This is a genomic window from Escherichia whittamii, from assembly GCF_014836715.1.
GTDB lineage: Bacteria > Pseudomonadota > Gammaproteobacteria > Enterobacterales > Enterobacteriaceae > Escherichia > Escherichia whittamii.
In genome coordinates this window covers 117,768-135,251 of sequence record NZ_JACSQI010000009.1, presented here as the reverse complement: position 1 = coordinate 135,251, position 17,484 = coordinate 117,768, and the positions used below count along the sequence as shown (strand labels likewise).

The 17,484-nt window shown below is 51.7% G+C and carries 19 protein-coding genes; 15 read left to right on the top strand and 4 right to left on the bottom strand.

Going from position 1 to position 17,484, the window contains the following annotated elements; all coding sequences use genetic code 11:
* Positions 1-37: 37 nt before the first annotated feature.
* Positions 38-664, bottom strand: a complete 627-nt coding sequence (locus tag H9644_RS14975) for a lysoplasmalogenase (RefSeq protein WP_064527705.1) — start codon at positions 662-664, stop codon at positions 38-40.
* A 141-nt stretch (positions 665-805) separates the two neighbouring features.
* Between H9644_RS14975 and H9644_RS14970 the strand changes: the two genes are divergently transcribed.
* The gene (locus tag H9644_RS14970; protein WP_191775160.1) at positions 806-1,165 is read left to right on the top strand and encodes a DUF2500 domain-containing protein; all 360 of its coding nucleotides are present in this window, start codon (positions 806-808) and stop codon (positions 1,163-1,165) included.
* 137 nt (positions 1,166-1,302) lie between these two features.
* On the opposite strand, the gene H9644_RS14965 is transcribed toward H9644_RS14970, so the two are convergent.
* Positions 1,303-1,572: a DUF1145 family protein gene (locus H9644_RS14965; RefSeq protein ID WP_064527701.1), complete on the bottom strand. Its 270-nt coding sequence runs from the start codon at positions 1,570-1,572 to the stop codon at positions 1,303-1,305.
* Positions 1,562-2,158 carry a 16S rRNA (guanine(966)-N(2))-methyltransferase gene (gene rsmD / locus H9644_RS14960; protein ID WP_064527699.1) on the bottom strand — a complete coding sequence of 199 codons (597 nt, stop codon included), beginning with the start codon at positions 2,156-2,158 and terminating at the stop codon, positions 1,562-1,564. Before rsmD ends, H9644_RS14965 begins: the two co-directional genes overlap by 11 nt.
* Positions 2,159-2,307: 149 nt before the next feature.
* On the opposite strand from rsmD, the gene ftsY reads away from it, so the two are divergent.
* The 7 genes from ftsY to ataT all read left to right on the top strand — a co-directional run bounded on the left by ftsY (position 2,308) and on the right by ataT (position 8,993).
* Positions 2,308-3,846, top strand: a complete 1,539-nt coding sequence (ftsY, locus tag H9644_RS14955; RefSeq protein ID WP_105289347.1) for a signal recognition particle-docking protein FtsY — start codon at positions 2,308-2,310, stop codon at positions 3,844-3,846.
* A gap of 2 nt (positions 3,847-3,848) precedes the next feature.
* Positions 3,849-4,517, top strand: coding sequence for a cell division ATP-binding protein FtsE (gene ftsE, locus H9644_RS14950; protein WP_000617723.1), 669 nt, complete (start codon positions 3,849-3,851; stop codon positions 4,515-4,517).
* Positions 4,510-5,568: a permease-like cell division protein FtsX gene (ftsX, locus tag H9644_RS14945; RefSeq protein WP_064527696.1), complete on the top strand. Its 1,059-nt coding sequence runs from the start codon at positions 4,510-4,512 to the stop codon at positions 5,566-5,568. The genes ftsE and ftsX overlap by 8 nt, the downstream gene beginning before the upstream one ends.
* A 244-nt stretch (positions 5,569-5,812) precedes the next feature.
* Positions 5,813-6,667: an RNA polymerase sigma factor RpoH gene (rpoH, locus tag H9644_RS14940; protein WP_000130220.1), complete on the top strand. Its 855-nt coding sequence runs from the start codon at positions 5,813-5,815 to the stop codon at positions 6,665-6,667.
* A 271-nt stretch (positions 6,668-6,938) separates the two neighbouring features.
* Positions 6,939-8,042, top strand: a complete 1,104-nt coding sequence (gene livJ, locus H9644_RS14935; RefSeq protein ID WP_074399485.1) for a branched chain amino acid ABC transporter substrate-binding protein LivJ — start codon at positions 6,939-6,941, stop codon at positions 8,040-8,042.
* Between the two features lie 150 nt (positions 8,043-8,192).
* Complete coding sequence (gene ataR, locus H9644_RS14930) at positions 8,193-8,459, top strand: type II toxin-antitoxin system antitoxin AtaR (protein WP_191775158.1); 267 nt, start codon at positions 8,193-8,195, stop codon at positions 8,457-8,459.
* A gap of 6 nt (positions 8,460-8,465) precedes the next feature.
* Complete coding sequence (gene ataT, locus H9644_RS14925; protein WP_000342453.1) at positions 8,466-8,993, top strand: type II toxin-antitoxin system toxin acetyltransferase AtaT; 528 nt, start codon at positions 8,466-8,468, stop codon at positions 8,991-8,993.
* Here the strand turns inward: ataT and panM are convergent.
* Positions 8,990-9,373: an aspartate 1-decarboxylase autocleavage activator PanM gene (panM, locus tag H9644_RS14920; protein ID WP_191775156.1), complete on the bottom strand. Its 384-nt coding sequence runs from the start codon at positions 9,371-9,373 to the stop codon at positions 8,990-8,992. The two genes, ataT and panM, sit on opposite strands and share 4 nt — an antisense overlap.
* A gap of 423 nt (positions 9,374-9,796) precedes the next feature.
* Here panM and livK point away from each other — a divergent pair, with 423 nt between their 5' ends.
* From livK to ugpB, 7 genes are all read left to right on the top strand, one after another.
* Positions 9,797-10,906: a high-affinity branched-chain amino acid ABC transporter substrate-binding protein LivK gene (livK, locus tag H9644_RS14915; RefSeq protein WP_064527689.1), complete on the top strand. Its 1,110-nt coding sequence runs from the start codon at positions 9,797-9,799 to the stop codon at positions 10,904-10,906.
* A gap of 47 nt (positions 10,907-10,953) precedes the next feature.
* Positions 10,954-11,880, top strand: coding sequence for a high-affinity branched-chain amino acid ABC transporter permease LivH (gene livH, locus H9644_RS14910; RefSeq protein ID WP_135405475.1), 927 nt, complete (start codon positions 10,954-10,956; stop codon positions 11,878-11,880).
* Positions 11,877-13,154 carry a branched chain amino acid ABC transporter permease LivM gene (gene livM, locus H9644_RS14905; RefSeq protein ID WP_191775147.1) on the top strand — a complete coding sequence of 426 codons (1,278 nt, stop codon included), beginning with the start codon at positions 11,877-11,879 and terminating at the stop codon, positions 13,152-13,154. Before livH ends, livM begins: the two co-directional genes overlap by 4 nt.
* Entirely contained in the window at positions 13,151-13,918 is a 768-nt protein-coding gene (livG, locus tag H9644_RS14900) for a high-affinity branched-chain amino acid ABC transporter ATP-binding protein LivG (protein ID WP_000082101.1), read from the top strand. The genes livM and livG overlap by 4 nt, the downstream gene beginning before the upstream one ends.
* Before the next feature lies 1 nt (position 13,919).
* Positions 13,920-14,633, top strand: coding sequence for a high-affinity branched-chain amino acid ABC transporter ATP-binding protein LivF (livF, locus tag H9644_RS14895; RefSeq protein WP_000416895.1), 714 nt, complete (start codon positions 13,920-13,922; stop codon positions 14,631-14,633).
* A 525-nt stretch (positions 14,634-15,158) separates the two neighbouring features.
* Positions 15,159-15,905, top strand: a complete 747-nt coding sequence (locus tag H9644_RS14890; protein ID WP_191775145.1) for a hypothetical protein — start codon at positions 15,159-15,161, stop codon at positions 15,903-15,905.
* A gap of 232 nt (positions 15,906-16,137) precedes the next feature.
* Entirely contained in the window at positions 16,138-17,454 is a 1,317-nt protein-coding gene (ugpB, locus tag H9644_RS14885; RefSeq protein WP_064527682.1) for a sn-glycerol-3-phosphate ABC transporter substrate-binding protein UgpB, read from the top strand.
* The last annotated feature ends 30 nt before the right edge of the window (positions 17,455-17,484 follow it).

Here is a 17,484-nt window from a genome sequence, read left to right as displayed (position 1 = left end):
GGATACACTCTGGAGTCGACTCCAGAGTCAAGTTTTATCAGAGATACAGCGAGCGGACGATGAGGAAGTGACCGGCAAAGTAACAAGCTGCAGCAATCGCGTTATCGGCCCGGAAGCGGCGGCGATAGTGGCTACCCAGCCAGACAAAGTTACTGATAAACAGTAACGAAGCACCGACAAACGCAGAAAGGGCCGGAGCAGTCGGGCGGAAGAACCACAGTTCACCTGCCAGCCACACCATCACCAGCGTCATACCGACAAAGGTACAAATGGGCCAACGTAACTCTTCCAGGCGCGTCCAGATAATGGCCAGCAACAGCGCGCCCAGTACCAGCAGCACCAGCGGCAGCGGCCAGAAGAAAGAGAGCGTCATCTGGCTGGCGAAATAGATGGTGTACAGTAGGTGAGAGAGGAAAAATGCGCCAATGGCGTACATCAGACGCTGACGTGGTAATAGCGTTAGCGCATCGCCCAGCAGCGACGCACATAGCCCCGCCAGTACCAGATAGCTAATGGCGTCGAACATCGGCGCTTGCCAGGCCAGTAATAGCAGGAGAAGAAGCGTTAACGGTTTAAACACCCAGCGTTGCCAGGTTGAACCACGATAGGAGGCATCCACAGATAGCCATGCGGAAAGACAGACAGCGATAAACGACCAAAGCATCTTAGTTCCTTGAATTCGTTATTATTTAGTAAGCGGAATGCCTACAGTCTTGTTATTCAGTTTAGTGGCGAGGGCGGACAGATGACAACACCATAACGGGCAGGGTATGCTTATTTCCGCATTTTCCGATAAGGTACAAAGATGAGTAAACCACCTCTTTTCTTTATTGTTATCATTGGCTTAATTGTCATCGCAGCATCGTTTCGCTTTATGCAGCAGCGGCGGGAAAAAGCTGATAATGATATGGCGCCGCTCCAGCAAAAGCTGGTGGTGGTGAGTAACAAGCGGGAAAAACCAATTAACGATCGCCGTTCGCGCCAGCAGGAAGTGACTCCGGCTGGCACCAGTATGCGCTATGAGGCAAGCTTCAAACCGCAAAGCGGCGGGCTGGAGCAGACGTTTCGTCTTGATGCCCAGCAATACCATGCCCTGACGGTGGGGGAAAAAGGTACGTTGAGCTATAAAGGCACGCGATTTGTCAGCTTTGTTGGCGAGCAATAAGGTTATTTCAGGACAGATAATCGCCTGAACCGCCGCGCTTATCAGGCCTGCATATTGAATTTGCAATATTTTGCAGGCCGGATAAGGCGGTTTTGCTGCATCTGGCATAAACAAAGCGCACTTTGTTAATGGTCAGGTTATTTTTTGACCTTAAATTTCTTCTGCCAGACCAGCAGTTCAAACACGCCGAAAAGGAAAATACGCACCTTTTCAGCAGTGGTCATCTGAGGGCCATCTTTCGGCAAGGTAGATTTCAGTAATGCCAGTTGCAAACCATGCATCAGCACCATAAAAATCAGCGCCACGTTAACGAAAATATTCAGCGGTCGCGGAAATGGCTGAACAAGATTGAGGATTAAAAATCCCCATACGAAAAGCATTAACAAACGTCCAATATTAATCAGCATCACTTTCTCCTTGTGTTTCACGCTGATACAACCGATAAGCAACTTGACCCGCCACTTTTTCCCGATATAACGACCAGTTTGCTGGCACAGTAGGCAGGCCATTTTCTACTTCGCTCTCGACATAGACCCAGGCTTCGTCAGCTAGCCAGCCGTTGTCTTCCAGTAAATTAATGGTTTCTTCCAACAAACCCCGGCGGAATGGCGGATCGACAAACACGATATTATGCGGTGTGCCTTTTTGCGCCAGGAATGACATTGCATTGCTGTTAACCACCCGTGCATTATCTGCTTTCAGGGTTGCCAGATTCTTGATTAATTGCTGATGCACCGCGCGATCCATCTCAATCAGCGTGGCGCCCGCAGCGTAGCGTGACAAGGCTTCCAGCCCCAGCGCGCCGCTACCGGCAAAGCAATCCAGGCATTGCGCATCGACGATAACCGGAGCCAACCAGTTAAATAACGTTTCGCGCACGCGATCGGTGGTGGGGCGCAGGCCTGGGCTGTCGGGAACCGGGAGTTTACGGCCTCGCCACTGCCCGCCAATAATGCGGATTTGGCCGCTACCGGAATGATTCGGTTTTTTCATGATAAATTGCTCAATCCGCCAGATAACACATAATTGCAGGCGGTGATGTGTATTCAGTTAAGTGATAGACTATTTCATCATTTTTTTAGCTGCTATGTACATAGCGTTAACGCTGTGCCATGAAGCAACAGCGAGGAGTGTAGTCGCAGATGGCGAAAGAAAAAAAACGTGGCTTTTTTTCCTGGCTGGGCTTTGGTCAAAAAGAGCAGACCCCGGAAAAAGAGACAGAAGTCCAAAACGATCAATCAGTTGTAGAAGAAACTGTCCAGGCAGAAGAGCCTGCGAAGGTTGCTGAACAACCTGTTGAGGAGTTGCCGCAGGCCCATACAGAAGCCGAGGCGGAAACTTTTGCTGCCGAAGTAGTGGAAGTGACTGAACAGGTTGCCGAAAGCGAGAAAGTGCAGCCTGAAGCTGTTATCGAAGCGGAAGTCAGTGCGCAGCCAGAACCTGTAGTGGAAGAATCGTCAGCACCGGTAGTTGAACCTGAAGTTACGCCGGAGCCAGTGGCTATTGAGCGTGAAGAGCTGCCATTGCCGGAAGACGTTAAAGCCGAAGAAGTTTCGCCAGAAGAATGGCAGGCAGAAACGGAAACCGTGGAGATTGTCGAAGCGGCGCAAGAAGAAGCGGTTAAAGAAGAAATCACCGACGAAGAGCTGGAAGCACAGGCGCTGGCCGCCGAAGCGGCAGAAGAGGCGGTGATGGTGGTTCCTCCGGCAGAAGAAGAGCAGCCGGTGGAAGAAATCGCTCAGGAGCAGGAAAAACCGACCAAAGAAGGTTTCTTCGCGCGCCTGAAACGCAGCCTGTTAAAAACCAAAGAAAACCTCGGTTCCGGATTTATCAGCCTGTTCCGCGGTAAAAAAATCGACGATGATCTGTTTGAAGAGCTGGAAGAACAGCTTTTAATCGCCGATGTGGGTGTGGAAACCACGCGTAAAATCATCACCAATCTGACAGAAGGCGCATCCCGCAAGCAGCTTCGTGACGCTGAGGCGCTCTATGGCCTGCTGAAAGAAGAGATGGGCGAGATTCTGGCGAAAGTTGATGAACCGCTTAATGTCGAAGGCAAAGCGCCGTTTGTGATCCTGATGGTAGGCGTCAACGGCGTGGGGAAAACCACGACGATTGGCAAGCTGGCGCGTCAGTTTGAGCAGCAAGGTAAATCGGTCATGCTGGCGGCGGGCGATACTTTCCGTGCGGCAGCGGTTGAACAGTTGCAGGTCTGGGGCCAGCGCAACAATATCCCGGTGATTGCCCAGCATACTGGTGCGGATTCCGCCTCTGTTATCTTTGACGCCATTCAGGCTGCGAAGGCGCGTAATGTTGACGTTCTGATTGCCGATACCGCCGGACGCTTGCAGAACAAATCGCACCTGATGGAAGAGCTGAAGAAAATCGTCCGCGTGATGAAGAAACTCGACGTTGAAGCCCCGCATGAAGTTATGCTGACTATCGACGCCAGCACCGGGCAGAATGCGGTAAGCCAGGCCAAACTGTTCCACGAAGCGGTTGGCTTAACCGGCATCACGTTAACGAAACTGGACGGCACGGCGAAAGGCGGGGTAATTTTCTCGGTGGCTGACCAGTTTGGTATTCCTATCCGCTACATTGGTGTCGGCGAACGTATTGAGGATTTGCGTCCGTTTAAAGCGGACGACTTTATAGAGGCACTTTTTGCCCGAGAGGATTAACAATGATTCGCTTTGAACATGTCAGCAAGGCTTATCTCGGTGGGAGACAGGCGCTGCAGGGCGTTACGTTTCATATGCAGCCGGGTGAGATGGCGTTTCTGACCGGCCATTCCGGCGCAGGGAAAAGTACCCTCCTGAAGCTGATCTGTGGGATTGAGCGGCCCAGTGCCGGGAAAATCTGGTTTAGCGGCCATGACATCACGCGTCTGAAAAACCGTGAAGTTCCGTTTTTGCGCCGCCAGATCGGCATGATTTTCCAGGATCACCATCTGCTGATGGACCGTACAGTCTACGATAACGTGGCGATCCCGTTGATTATCGCCGGTGCCAGCGGTGACGATATTCGTCGCCGTGTGTCTGCGGCGCTGGATAAAGTCGGGCTACTGGACAAAGCGAAAAACTTTCCGATACAGCTTTCTGGCGGTGAACAGCAGCGCGTTGGTATTGCCCGCGCGGTAGTGAACAAACCTGCGGTACTGCTGGCGGACGAACCGACCGGTAACCTGGATGATGCGCTGTCAGAAGGGATTTTACGTCTGTTTGAAGAGTTTAATCGCGTTGGGGTAACAGTATTGATGGCAACACACGACATCAACCTGATTTCACGACGTTCCTATCGCATGCTCACCCTGAGCGATGGTCACTTGCATGGAGGCGTGGGCCATGAATAAGCGCGATGCAATCAATCATATCCGGCAGTTTGGCGGGCGTCTTGATCGCTTCCGTAAATCGGCAGGCGGCTCTGGCGACGGTGGTCGTAACGCACCGAAACGTGCGAAGTCCTCGCCAAAACCGGCAAATCGCAAAACCAACGTTTTCAACGAACAGGTGCGCTATGCGTTCCACGGCGCTTTGCAGGATTTAAAAAGCAAACCGTTCGCCACGTTTTTAACCGTGATGGTCATCGCCATCTCCCTGACGCTACCAAGCGTTTGTTATATGGTGTACAAAAACGTCAACCATGCGGCGACGCAATATTATCCGTCACCGCAAATTACCGTTTATCTGCAAAAAACGCTGGACGATGATGCCGCAGCGGGCGTGGTGGCGCAGCTACAGGCCGAGCAGGGCGTGGAGAAAGTGAACTATCTTTCTCGTGAAGACGCGCTGGGCGAGTTCCGTAACTGGTCTGGTTTTGGCGGCGCGCTGGATATGCTGGAGGAAAACCCGCTTCCGGCTGTGGCGGTGGTGATCCCAAAACTCGATTTTCAGGGGACGGAGTCACTGAATACACTGCGCGACCGTATCACCCAGATTAACGGTATTGATGAAGTGCGAATGGACGATAGCTGGTTTGCCCGTCTGACCGCGCTGACGGGGCTGGTTGGGCGTGTTTCGGCTATGATTGGTGTGCTGATGGTGGCGGCAGTGTTCCTCGTCATCGGCAACAGTGTGCGTCTGAGCATTTTTGCCCGCCGTGACTCCATCAACGTGCAGAAACTGATTGGTGCAACGGATGGTTTCATCCTCCGTCCGTTCCTGTATGGTGGCGCACTGCTGGGATTTTCTGGCGCATTGCTGTCATTAATTTTGTCAGAAATTTTGGTACTGCGTTTGTCATCGGCGGTTGCGGAAGTGGCACAGGTTTTCGGAACGAAGTTTGATATCAATGGCTTATCGTTCGATGAATGTCTGCTTTTGCTGCTGGTGTGTTCGATGATTGGCTGGGTGGCAGCGTGGCTTGCCACGGTACAACATTTACGCCATTTTACGCCGGAATAATAAAAGCGTGCTATACTCTTTCCCTGCAATGGGTTCCGTAGCAGGGAAAGACATCCCGTTGTCTCTTCCCGGTATTTCATCTCTATGTCACATTTTGTGCGTAATTTATTCACAGCGTTGCATTGAACTTGTGGATAAAATCACTGTCTGATAAAACAGTGAATGATAACCTCATTGCTCTTAAGCTCTGGCACAGTTGTTGCTACCACTGAGGCGCCAGAAGATATCGATTGAGAGGATTTGAATGACTGACAAAATGCAAAGTTTAGCTTTAGCCCCTGTTGGCAACCTGGATTCCTACATCCGGGCAGCTAACGCGTGGCCGATGTTGTCGGCCGACGAGGAGCGGGCGCTGGCTGAAAAGCTGCATTACCATGGCGATCTGGAAGCAGCTAAAACGCTGATCCTGTCTCACCTGCGGTTTGTTGTTCATATTGCTCGTAATTATGCGGGCTATGGCCTGCCACAGGCGGATTTGATTCAGGAAGGTAACATCGGCCTGATGAAAGCAGTGCGCCGTTTTAACCCGGAAGTGGGTGTGCGCCTGGTATCCTTCGCCGTTCACTGGATCAAAGCAGAGATCCACGAATACGTTTTGCGTAACTGGCGTATTGTCAAAGTTGCGACCACCAAAGCGCAGCGCAAGCTGTTCTTTAACCTGCGTAAAACCAAGCAGCGTCTGGGCTGGTTTAACCAGGATGAAGTCGAAATGGTGGCTCGCGAACTGGGCGTAACCAGCAAAGACGTACGTGAGATGGAATCGCGTATGGCGGCACAGGACATGACTTTTGACATGTCTTCCGACGACGATTCCGACAGCCAGCCGATGGCTCCGGTGCTCTATCTGCAGGATAAATCATCTAACTTTGCTGACGGCATTGAAGATGATAACTGGGAAGAGCAGGCGGCAAACCGTCTGACCGACGCGATGCAAGGTCTTGACGAACGTAGCCAGGACATCATTCGCGCGCGCTGGCTGGACGAAGACAACAAATCTACGTTGCAGGAACTGGCCGACCGTTACGGTGTTTCCGCTGAACGTGTGCGTCAGCTGGAAAAGAACGCGATGAAAAAACTTCGCGCTGCTATTGAAGCGTAATTTGCGCTGTTAAGCAGAGAACCCTGGATGAGAGTCCGGGGTTTTTGTTTTTTGGGCCTCTGTAATAATGAATTTTCCCCTCCGACAAAACGCCAATCCCCACGCAGATTGTTAATAAACTGTCAAAATAGCTATTCCAATATCATAAAAATCGGGTATGTTTTAGCAGAGTATGCTGCTAAAGCACGGGTAGCCATGCATAAAACGAAATAAAGTGCTGAACAACAACATCACAACACACGTAATAACCAGAAGAATGGGGATTCTCAGGATGAATATAAAGGGTAAGGCGTTACTGGCAGGATGTATCGCGCTGGCATTCAGCAATATGGCTCTGGCAGAAGATATTAAAGTCGCGGTCGTGGGCGCGATGTCCGGTCCGGTAGCCCAGTACGGTGACCAGGAGTTTACTGGCGCAGAGCAGGCGGTTGCAGATATCAACGCTAAAGGCGGTATCAAAGGCAACAAACTGCAAATCGTGAAATATGACGATGCCTGTGACCCGAAACAGGCAGTCGCGGTGGCGAACAAAGTTGTTAACGACGGCATTAAATATGTCATTGGTCACCTCTGTTCATCATCAACGCAGCCTGCGTCTGATATCTATGAAGACGAAGGCATTTTAATGATCACCCCAGCGGCAACCGCGCCAGAACTGACCGCGCGCGGCTATAAGTTGATTATGCGCACCACCGGCCTGGACTCCGATCAGGGACCAACGGCGGCGAAATATATTCTTGAGAAAGTGAAACCGCAGCGTATTGCTATCGTTCACGACAAACAACAGTACGGTGAAGGTCTGGCGCGTGCGGTGCAGGACGGCCTGAAGAAAGGCAATGCTAACGTGGTGTTCTTTGATGGCATCACCGCCGGGGAAAAAGATTTCTCTACCCTGGTGGCACGCCTGAAGAAAGAGAATATCGACTTCGTTTACTACGGCGGTTATCACCCGGAAATGGGGCAGATCCTGCGTCAGGCGCGCGCGGCAGGGCTGAAAACTCAGTTTATGGGGCCGGAAGGTGTGGCTAACGTCTCGCTGTCTAATATTGCGGGCGAGTCAGCGGAAGGACTGTTGGTGACCAAGCCGAAGAACTACGATCAGGTTCCGGCGAACAAACCGATTGTTGATGCCATCAAAGCGAAAAAACAGGACCCAAGCGGCGCGTTCGTCTGGACCACCTATGCAGCGCTGCAATCTTTACAGGCGGGCCTGAATCAGTCTGACGATCCGGCTGAGATCGCCAAATACCTGAAAGCGAACTCAGTTGATACGGTGATGGGACCGCTGACCTGGGATGAGAAAGGCGACCTGAAAGGTTTTGAGTTCGGTGTGTTTGACTGGCACGCCAACGGCACGGCGACTGATGCGAAGTAATTGTTAGATAAATGAAAATGCCCGATGCGCTGAACTGCCATCGGGTTTTTTTGTGTTTGTCGAAATGGTTGTAGAAAGATTAAACAATCCAGGATATGCTTATCGTACGGTGATATTCCGTACATATTTATAAGTAGCAGGAGAGTTTACATGTCTGCTGTTAAAAAGCAGCGTATCGATCTGCGTTTAACTGACGATGACAAAAGTCTAATTGAGGAAGCGGCTGCAATATCTAATCAGTCCGTCAGCCAATTTATGTTGAACAGCGCTTCGCAGCGGGCTGCGGAAGTGATTGAACAGCATCGGCGGATGATTCTCAATGAGGAATCCTGGACACGGGTGATGGATGCGCTGAGTAATCCACCGTCGCCAGGTGAAAAGCTAAAACGTGCGGCAAAACGTCTTCAGGGAATGTAATTATTTATGGATGATCTGACGATAGAGATTCTGACCGATGATGCAGATTATGATCTACAGCGATTCGACTGCGGCGAGGAAGCCTTAAATCTCTTTCTGACGACACATCTGGTTCGTCAACATCGCAATAAAATTCTGCGAGCGTATATCCTTTGTCGCAACACTCCAGAACGTCAGGTCCTGGGATATTACACATTATCCGGCAGTTGTTTTGAACGAGCCGCACTGCCCTCGAAATCGAAACAGAAAAAAATCCCCTACAAAAATATTCCCAGCGTCACTCTTGGGCGTCTGGCAATTGATCGTTCATTACAGGGGCAGGGATGGGGAGCAACACTGGTTGCTCATGCCATGAAAGTCGTCTGGTCAGCCTCTTTAGCGGTAGGTATTCACGGTCTTTTTGTCGAGGCGCTGAATGAAAAAGCCCATACGTTTTATCAGTCGCTGGGCTTTATCCCGTTGGTCGGAGAAAACGAAAATGCGTTATTTTTCCCAACCAAATCCATAGAACTGCTTTTTACACAGAGCGATTAACGCTTCTCCCAGCCGCCCTGCTGTGCCGTAAACCCCAGTGTCTGCATAAACGCCGTCATCACGCCGCGATCCTCCACGCCTGCATCCGCCATCCACCAGCATGAAACGCTGGCATTATCACGCAAAACCTCTTCCAGCAGATATTGCCCCACACCGCGACGTCGGGTGACTTCCCGCACGCGCAGGGAATCCAGTGTTCCCTGAGTGCCGCTTAAGGTTACTCGCACGGCAGCGAGCAGGCGCTCGTTAAAACGCGCGGCGTAGATACGGTGACTATCGTCAACCTGTAAAGAGGAAGGGGAGTACTCCGGCCAGATCTTTTGCAGGTCAATCCGGTCCTGGTCGCTAAAGTTTTCTAATCGAATGATGGTCAGCTTCATGGGGAACCCGTACAAATCACAAAAGTGGAACCAGTGTAACGAAATAATTTAATCGGAGGCTTTCTCTTTTTTATTTCTTTTGGCAGGTGATTAATTTTTTTTCAGCAATAATTACAAAGTTAAAACATTAGAGAATGAAAATTGCCCAGCATAATCCCCTGAATGGTAGTGAATTATTCCGCCCTTTATGCCGTTATTTTATGCTGACAACGACGCTTTTTTCTGTTTATCTATCAACATATTCAGAATATTATCTGTTCTTAATCGACTGAAAAATAGGGATTTTAATCGCTATTATCACAATATACTGCGCTAAACCCTTAATCAGACAGGTAAAAACAGTGCAGTATAAAAAAAGAACAGTCTGATTTTTGAATACATAAAAACAAAGCAACACAACATTACGAGTGGGGATTTTTGAATATGAAACGGAATGCGAAAACTATCATCGCAGGGATGATTGCACTGGCAATTTCACACACCGCTTTAGCCGACGATATTAAAGTTGCCGTTGTCGGCGCGATGTCCGGCCCGATTGCCCAGTGGGGCGATATGGAATTTAATGGCGCACGTCAGGCGATTAAAGACATTAATGCCAAAGGGGGAATTAAGGGCGATAAGCTGGTTGGCGTGGAATATGACGACGCCTGCGACCCAAAACAAGCCGTTGCGGTCGCCAACAAAATCGTTAATGACGGCATTAAATACGTTATTGGCCATCTGTGTTCCTCTTCTACCCAACCTGCGTCGGATATCTACGAAGACGAAGGTATTCTGATGATCTCGCCGGGGGCGACCAACCCGGAGCTGACCCAACGCGGTTATCAACACATCATGCGTACTGCCGGGCTGGACTCTTCCCAGGGGCCAACGGCGGCAAAATACATTCTTGAGACGGTGAAGCCTCAGCGCATCGCCATCATTCACGACAAACAACAGTATGGCGAAGGTCTGGCGCGTTCGGTGCAGGACGGGCTGAAAGCGGCTAACGCTAACGTCGTCTTCTTCGACGGCATTACCGCTGGCGAGAAAGATTTCTCCGCGCTGATCGCCCGCCTGAAAAAAGAAAACATCGACTTCGTTTACTACGGCGGTTACTACCCGGAAATGGGGCAGATGCTGCGCCAGGCGCGTTCCGTTGGCCTGAAAACCCAGTTTATGGGGCCGGAAGGCGTGGGTAACGCGTCGCTGTCGAACATTGCCGGTGATGCCGCCGAAGGCATGTTGGTCACCATGCCAAAACGCTATGACCAGGATCCGGCAAATCAGGGCATCGTTGATGCATTGAAAGCAGACAAGAAAGATCCGTCCGGGCCTTATGTCTGGATCACCTACGCGGCGGTGCAATCTCTGGCAACTGCCCTTGAGCGTACCGGCAGCGATGAGCCGCTGACACTGGTGAAAGATTTAAAAGCTAACGGTGCAAACACCGTGATTGGGCCGCTGAACTGGGATGAAAAAGGCGATCTGAAGGGATTTGATTTTGGTGTCTTCCAGTGGCATGCCGACGGTTCATCCACGGCAGCCAAGTGAAAATCCCTCTGCCCGTGAAAAGCGGGCAGGTTTAGAAAGGTTACCTTATGTCTGAGCAGTTTTTGTATTTCTTGCAGCAGATGTTTAACGGCGTCACGCTGGGCAGTACTTACGCGCTGATTGCCATCGGCTACACCATGGTTTACGGCATTATCGGCATGATCAACTTCGCCCACGGCGAGGTTTACATGATCGGCAGCTACGTCTCATTTATGATCATCGCCACGCTGATGATGATGGGCATTGATACCGGCTGGCTGCTGGTGGCGGCGGGATTCGTCGGCGCGATAGTCATCGCCAGCGCCTACGGCTGGAGTATCGAACGGGTGGCCTATCGCCCGGTGCGTAACTCTAAACGCCTGATTGCCCTCATTTCTGCAATCGGTATGTCCATCTTCCTACAAAACTACGTCAGCCTGACCGAAGGTTCGCGCGATGTGGCGCTGCCCAGCCTGTTTAACGGTCAGTGGGTGGTGGGTCATAGCGAAAACTTCTCTGCGTCTATTACCACCATGCAGGCGGTTATCTGGATTGTTACCTTCCTCGCCATGCTGGCGCTGACGATTTTCATTCGCTATTCCCGTATGGGGCGCGCCTGTCGTGCCTGTGCCGAAGATCTGAAAATGGCGAGCCTGCTTGGCATCAATACCGACCGGGTAATTGCGCTGACCTTTGTGATTGGCGCGGCGATGGCGGCGGTGGCGGGTGTGCTGCTCGGCCAGTTTTACGGCGTGATTAACCCTTACATCGGCTTTATGGCCGGGATGAAAGCCTTTACCGCTGCGGTGCTCGGTGGGATTGGCAGTATTCCAGGGGCGATGATTGGCGGCCTGATTCTGGGGATTGCGGAGGCGCTCTCTTCTGCCTATCTGAGTACGGAATATAAAGATGTAGTCTCATTTGCTCTGCTGATTCTGGTACTGCTGGTGATGCCGACCGGTATTCTGGGGCGCCCGGAGGTAGAGAAAGTATGAAACCGATGCATTTTGCAATGGCGCTGCTCTCTGCTGCGATGTTCTTTGTTCTGGCGGGTGTCTTTATGGGCGTACAACTGGAGCTGGATGGCACCAAACTGGTGGTCGCCAGAGCTTCAGATGTCCGTTGGGAATGGGTGTTTATCGGCACGGCGGTGGTCTTTTTCTTCCAGCTTCTGCGACCTGCTTTCCAGAAAGGGTTGAAAAGCGTTTCCGGGCCGAAGTTTATTCTGCCAGCGATTGATGGTTCCACGGTGAAACAGAAACTGTTCCTCGTGGCGCTGTTGGTTATTGCGGTAGCGTGGCCGTTTATGGTGTCGCGTGGGACGGTGGATATCGCTACCCTGACCATGATCTACATTATTCTTGGCCTCGGGCTGAATGTGGTGGTAGGGCTTTCTGGCCTGCTGGTGTTGGGTTACGGCGGCTTTTACGCCATCGGTGCTTACACCTTTGCGCTGCTCAATCACTATTACGGCCTTGGCTTCTGGACCTGTCTGCCGATCGCCGGGTTAATGGCAGCGGCGGCGGGCTTCCTGCTCGGCTTCCCGGTGCTGCGTCTGCGCGGCGATTATCTGGCGATAGTTACCCTCGGTTTCGGCGAAATTGTGCGTATATTGCTGCTCAATAACACCGAAATTACCGGCGGTCCGAATGGAATCAGCCAGATCCCCAAACCGACCTTCTTCGGCCTTGAGTTCAGCCGTACCGCCCGTGAAGGTGGCTGGGATACCTTCAGTAATTTCTTTGGCCTGAAATACGATCCGTCCGATCGCGTCATCTTCCTCTACCTGGTGGCGTTGCTTTTGGTGGTGTTTTCTTTATTCGTCATCAACCGCTTACTGCGGATGCCGCTGGGCCGCGCGTGGGAAGCGTTGCGGGAAGACGAGATAGCCTGCCGTTCGCTGGGCTTAAGCCCGCGTCGTATCAAGCTGACTGCCTTTACCATCAGCGCCGCATTTGCGGGGTTTGCCGGAACGCTGTTTGCTGCGCGTCAGGGCTTTGTCAGCCCGGAATCCTTCACTTTTGCCGAATCAGCCTTTGTACTGGCGATAGTGGTGCTTGGCGGTATGGGGTCGCAGTTCGCGGTGATTCTGGCGGCAATTTTGCTGGTGGTATCGCGCGAACTGATGCGTGATTTCAACGAATACAGCATGTTAATGCTCGGTGGTTTGATGGTGCTGATGATGATCTGGCGTCCGCAGGGCTTGCTGCCCATGACGCGCCCGCAGCTGAAGTTGAAGAACGGCGCAGCGAAAGGAGAGCAGGCATGAGTCAGCCATTATTATCTGTAAACGGCCTGATGATGCGCTTCGGCGGCCTGCTGGCGGTAAACAACGTCAATCTTGAACTGTACCCGCAGGAGATCGTCTCGTTAATCGGCCCTAATGGTGCCGGAAAAACCACGGTCTTTAACTGCCTGACCGGTTTCTACAAACCCACCGGCGGCACCATTTTACTGCGCGATCAGCATCTGGAAGGTTTGCCGGGTCAGCAAATTGCCCGCATGGGCGTGGTGCGCACCTTCCAACATGTGCGTTTGTTCCGTGAAATGACGGTGATTGAAAACCTGCTGGTGGCACAGCATCAGCAACTGAAAACCGGGCTGTTCTCCGGCCTGTTGAAAACGCCCTCTTTCCGTCGCGCCCAGAGTGAAGCCCTTGACCGCGCCGCGACCTGGCTTGAGCGTATTGGTTTGCTCGAACACGCCAACCGTCAGGCGAGCAACCTGGCCTACGGTGACCAGCGTCGTCTGGAGATCGCCCGCTGCATGGTGACGCAGCCGGAGATTTTAATGCTCGACGAACCGGCGGCGGGTCTTAACCCGAAAGAGACGAAAGAGCTGGATGAGCTGATTGCCGAGCTTCGTAATCATCACAACACCACTATCTTGTTGATTGAACACGATATGAAGCTGGTGATGGGGATTTCAGACAGAATCTACGTGGTCAATCAGGGGACGCCGCTGGCAAACGGCACGCCGGAGCAAATCCGTAATAACCCGGATGTGATCCGTGCCTATTTAGGTGAGGCATAAGATGGAAAAAGTCATGTTGTCCTTTGACAAAGTCAGCGCCCACTACGGCAAAATCCAGGCGCTGCATGAGGTGAGCCTGCATATCAATCAGGGCGAGATTGTCACTCTCATTGGCGCGAACGGTGCAGGGAAAACCACCTTGCTCGGCACGTTATGTGGCGACCCGCGCGCCACCAGCGGGCGAATTGTGTTTGATGATAAAGACATTACCGACTGGCAGACGGCGAAAATCATGCGCGAAGCGGTGGCGATTGTCCCGGAAGGACGTCGCGTCTTCTCGCGGATGACGGTGGAAGAGAACCTGGCGATGGGCGGCTTCTTTGCCGAACGTGACCAGTTCCAGGAGCGCATAAAGTGGGTCTATGAACTGTTTCCGCGTCTGCATGAGCGCCGTGTTCAGCGGGCGGGCACCATGTCCGGTGGTGAACAGCAGATGCTGGCGATTGGTCGTGCGCTGATGAGCAATCCGCGTTTGCTACTGCTTGATGAGCCATCGCTCGGTCTTGCGCCAATCATCATTCAGCAGATCTTCGACACCATCGAACAACTGCGCGAGCAGGGGATGACCATTTTCCTCGTCGAGCAGAACGCCAACCAGGCGCTGAAGCTGGCAGATCGCGGTTACGTGCTGGAAAACGGCCATGTAGTGCTCTCTGATACCGGCGATGCACTACTGGCGAACGAAGCGGTGAGAAGTGCGTATTTAGGCGGGTAAATTGTCATCAGCCCGGTGGCATAAAGATCACCGGGCCAATGAAAAAACGGCGCTTGAGTTGGATTCAGTGACGGCCAGGAGTATGGTTTAATCCCGATAATGGAATATTAGCTGGCTCATAATGGATTTCTTAACGGTCGTTTTAAAGCTATTTTGCTGTGCGGTTGTTTTGCGATGGAGTTCTTCAGACGAAAACGATAAATCGTGTAGCACGCTGATCGTCTATTTTAGTGCCTGGATGTATGCTGGCTGGGTTGGTATATCATTCGAGCCTTTGCGAGGGTTTGGGTTGTTTATTTTCCCTTTTGTTGCCTTATGGTTAGCCGACAAAAAAATAAACTTACTCATTGGTGCAAGCGTACTGGTGGTGGGATATGCCATCGTTTTTATTCGCTCTTACTCCGGGGGATAGCCGTTAAATCCGGTAGCGGGCAATCAATGTACTTCGTCCGTATACAGACTTGTTTCAACTGACCAGGAGGATTAAAACCAGACCACTTATTTGCCACGGAAAGGTTTTCTCACATGCATTATGCCGTTGTCGTCATGCTTGAACTGCTTTGCTGTATTCACGCTTATCGCTCCGGACAAGAGCGATACTGGATTTTTATCATCTTCTGTTTTCCGGTGATTGGCTGCGTGGCGTATTTCGTCATGGTGATGCTGCCTGAAACGGGCGCTGACCGTCATGGGCGTACTTTGCTGATGCGCCTGCAGGACAAAATCAACCCGGAACGCCACCTGCACAAATTAACCGAAGAGCTGGCGATTGCCGAGACTAATCAAAATCACTACCAGCTTGCCAACGAACTGGCGCGCCTCGGGCGTTACCATGAAGCCGTTCCCCATTATCAGCAGGCGTTAAGCGGGATATTCATCCATGAAGCGGCAATGATGTTAAGCCTGGCGCAGGCGCAGTTTGCCATTCAGGAGTTCGCCGCCTGCCAGCAGACGCTGGAAGATGTGATGCGTTATAACCCCGATTTTCAGTCGGCTGATGGGCATTTGTTATTTGCCAGAACCTTAGCCGCCCAGGAAAAATATGCGGATGCACAAAGCGAGTTTGAAGTGTTGGTTTCTTATTACCCCGGCCCGCAGGCGCGTATTTACTATGCGGAAATGCTGGCAAAAATTAATCGGCTGCGTGAAGCCAATGAGCAGTATGTTGCCGTGGTTGATACGGCTAAACGCTCAAGACCGCATTATCGTAAGCACCACCGGGAATGGATTAAGACCGCCAATGAACGGCTGAAGCAGAGTGTTGTTCAGTAAGTGCTGCGCCAGATAACTTCTGGCGCATTAATTTTTCCCAACGTAGCATTATCCGTGTCCCATCTCCCATTTTCCCTCACCCGCACCGTCACTGCCTTGTCATCTTTCTGACACCTTACTATCTTACAAATGTAACAAAAAAGTTATTTTTCTGTAATTCGAGCATGTCATGTTACCCCGCGAGCATAAAACGCGTGAATTCGCGCATTCGGTACAACAAGAGAGATAAACGATGAAACCGTTACATTATACAGCTTCAGCACTGGCGCTCGGACTGGCGTTAATGGGGAATGCACAGGCAGTGACGACCATTCCGTTCTGGCATTCTATGGAAGGGGAACTGGGTAAAGAGGTTGATTCTCTGGCTCAACGTTTTAACGCCGAAAACCCGGATTACAAAATTGTACCGACCTATAAAGGCAACTACGAACAGAATTTAAGCGCGGGGATTGCCGCATTTCGTACCGGCAACGCTCCGGCTATTTTGCAGGTTTATGAAGTTGGCACCGCTACCATGATGGCGTCGAAAGCCATTAAACCGGTATATGACGTGTTTAAAGAGGCGGGGATTAACTTCGATGAGTCGCAGTTTGTGCCGACGGTTTCAGGCTATTACTCCGACAGCAAAACGGGACATTTACTCTCCCAACCGTTCAACAGCTCGACTCCCGTTCTCTATTACAACAAAGACGCCTTCAAGAAAGCGGGGTTAGATCCGGAGCAGCCACCGAAAACCTGGCAGGATCTGGCTGACTATGCCGCGAAACTGAAAGCCTCCGGCATGAAGTGCGGCTACGCCAGCGGCTGGCAGGGCTGGATCCAACTGGAAAACTTTAGTGCCTGGAATGGCCTGCCGTTTGCCAGCAAAAACAATGGTTTTGATGGCACTGACGCGGTGCTTGAGTTCAACAAGCCGGAGCAGGTGAAACACATCGCCATGCTGGAAGAGATGAACAAGAAGGGCGATTTCAGTTACGTCGGGCGTAAGGATGAATCCACCGAGAAGTTCTATAACGGTGATTGTGCGATGACGACCGCCTCTTCTGGTTCTCTCGCCAACATTCGCGAGTACGCCAAATTTAACTACGGCGTTGGCATGATGCCTTACGACGCGGACGCGAAAGATGCGCCGCAAAACGCCATTATCGGCGGGGCCAGCCTGTGGGTGATGCAGGGTAAAGATAAAGAAACCTACACCGGCGTGGCGAAGTTTCTCGACTTCCTCGCGAAGCCAGAAAACGCTGCCGAGTGGCATCAGAAAACCGGTTATCTGCCAATCACCAAAGCGGCTTATGACCTGACCCGTGAGCAGGGCTTTTATGAGAAAAACCCAGGGGCGGATACCGCGACGCGTCAGATGCTGAACAAGCCGCCGTTGCCGTTCACCAAGGGGCTGCGTCTGGGCAACATGCCGCAGATCCGCGTGATTGTGGATGAAGAGCTGGAGAGCGTGTGGACCGGTAAGAAGACACCGCAGCAGGCGCTGGATACCGCCGTTGAGCGTGGGAATCAGTTACTGCGCCGCTTTGAGAAATCGACGAAGTCTTAACCAGTGAAATGTCGGATGCGCTTCGCTTAT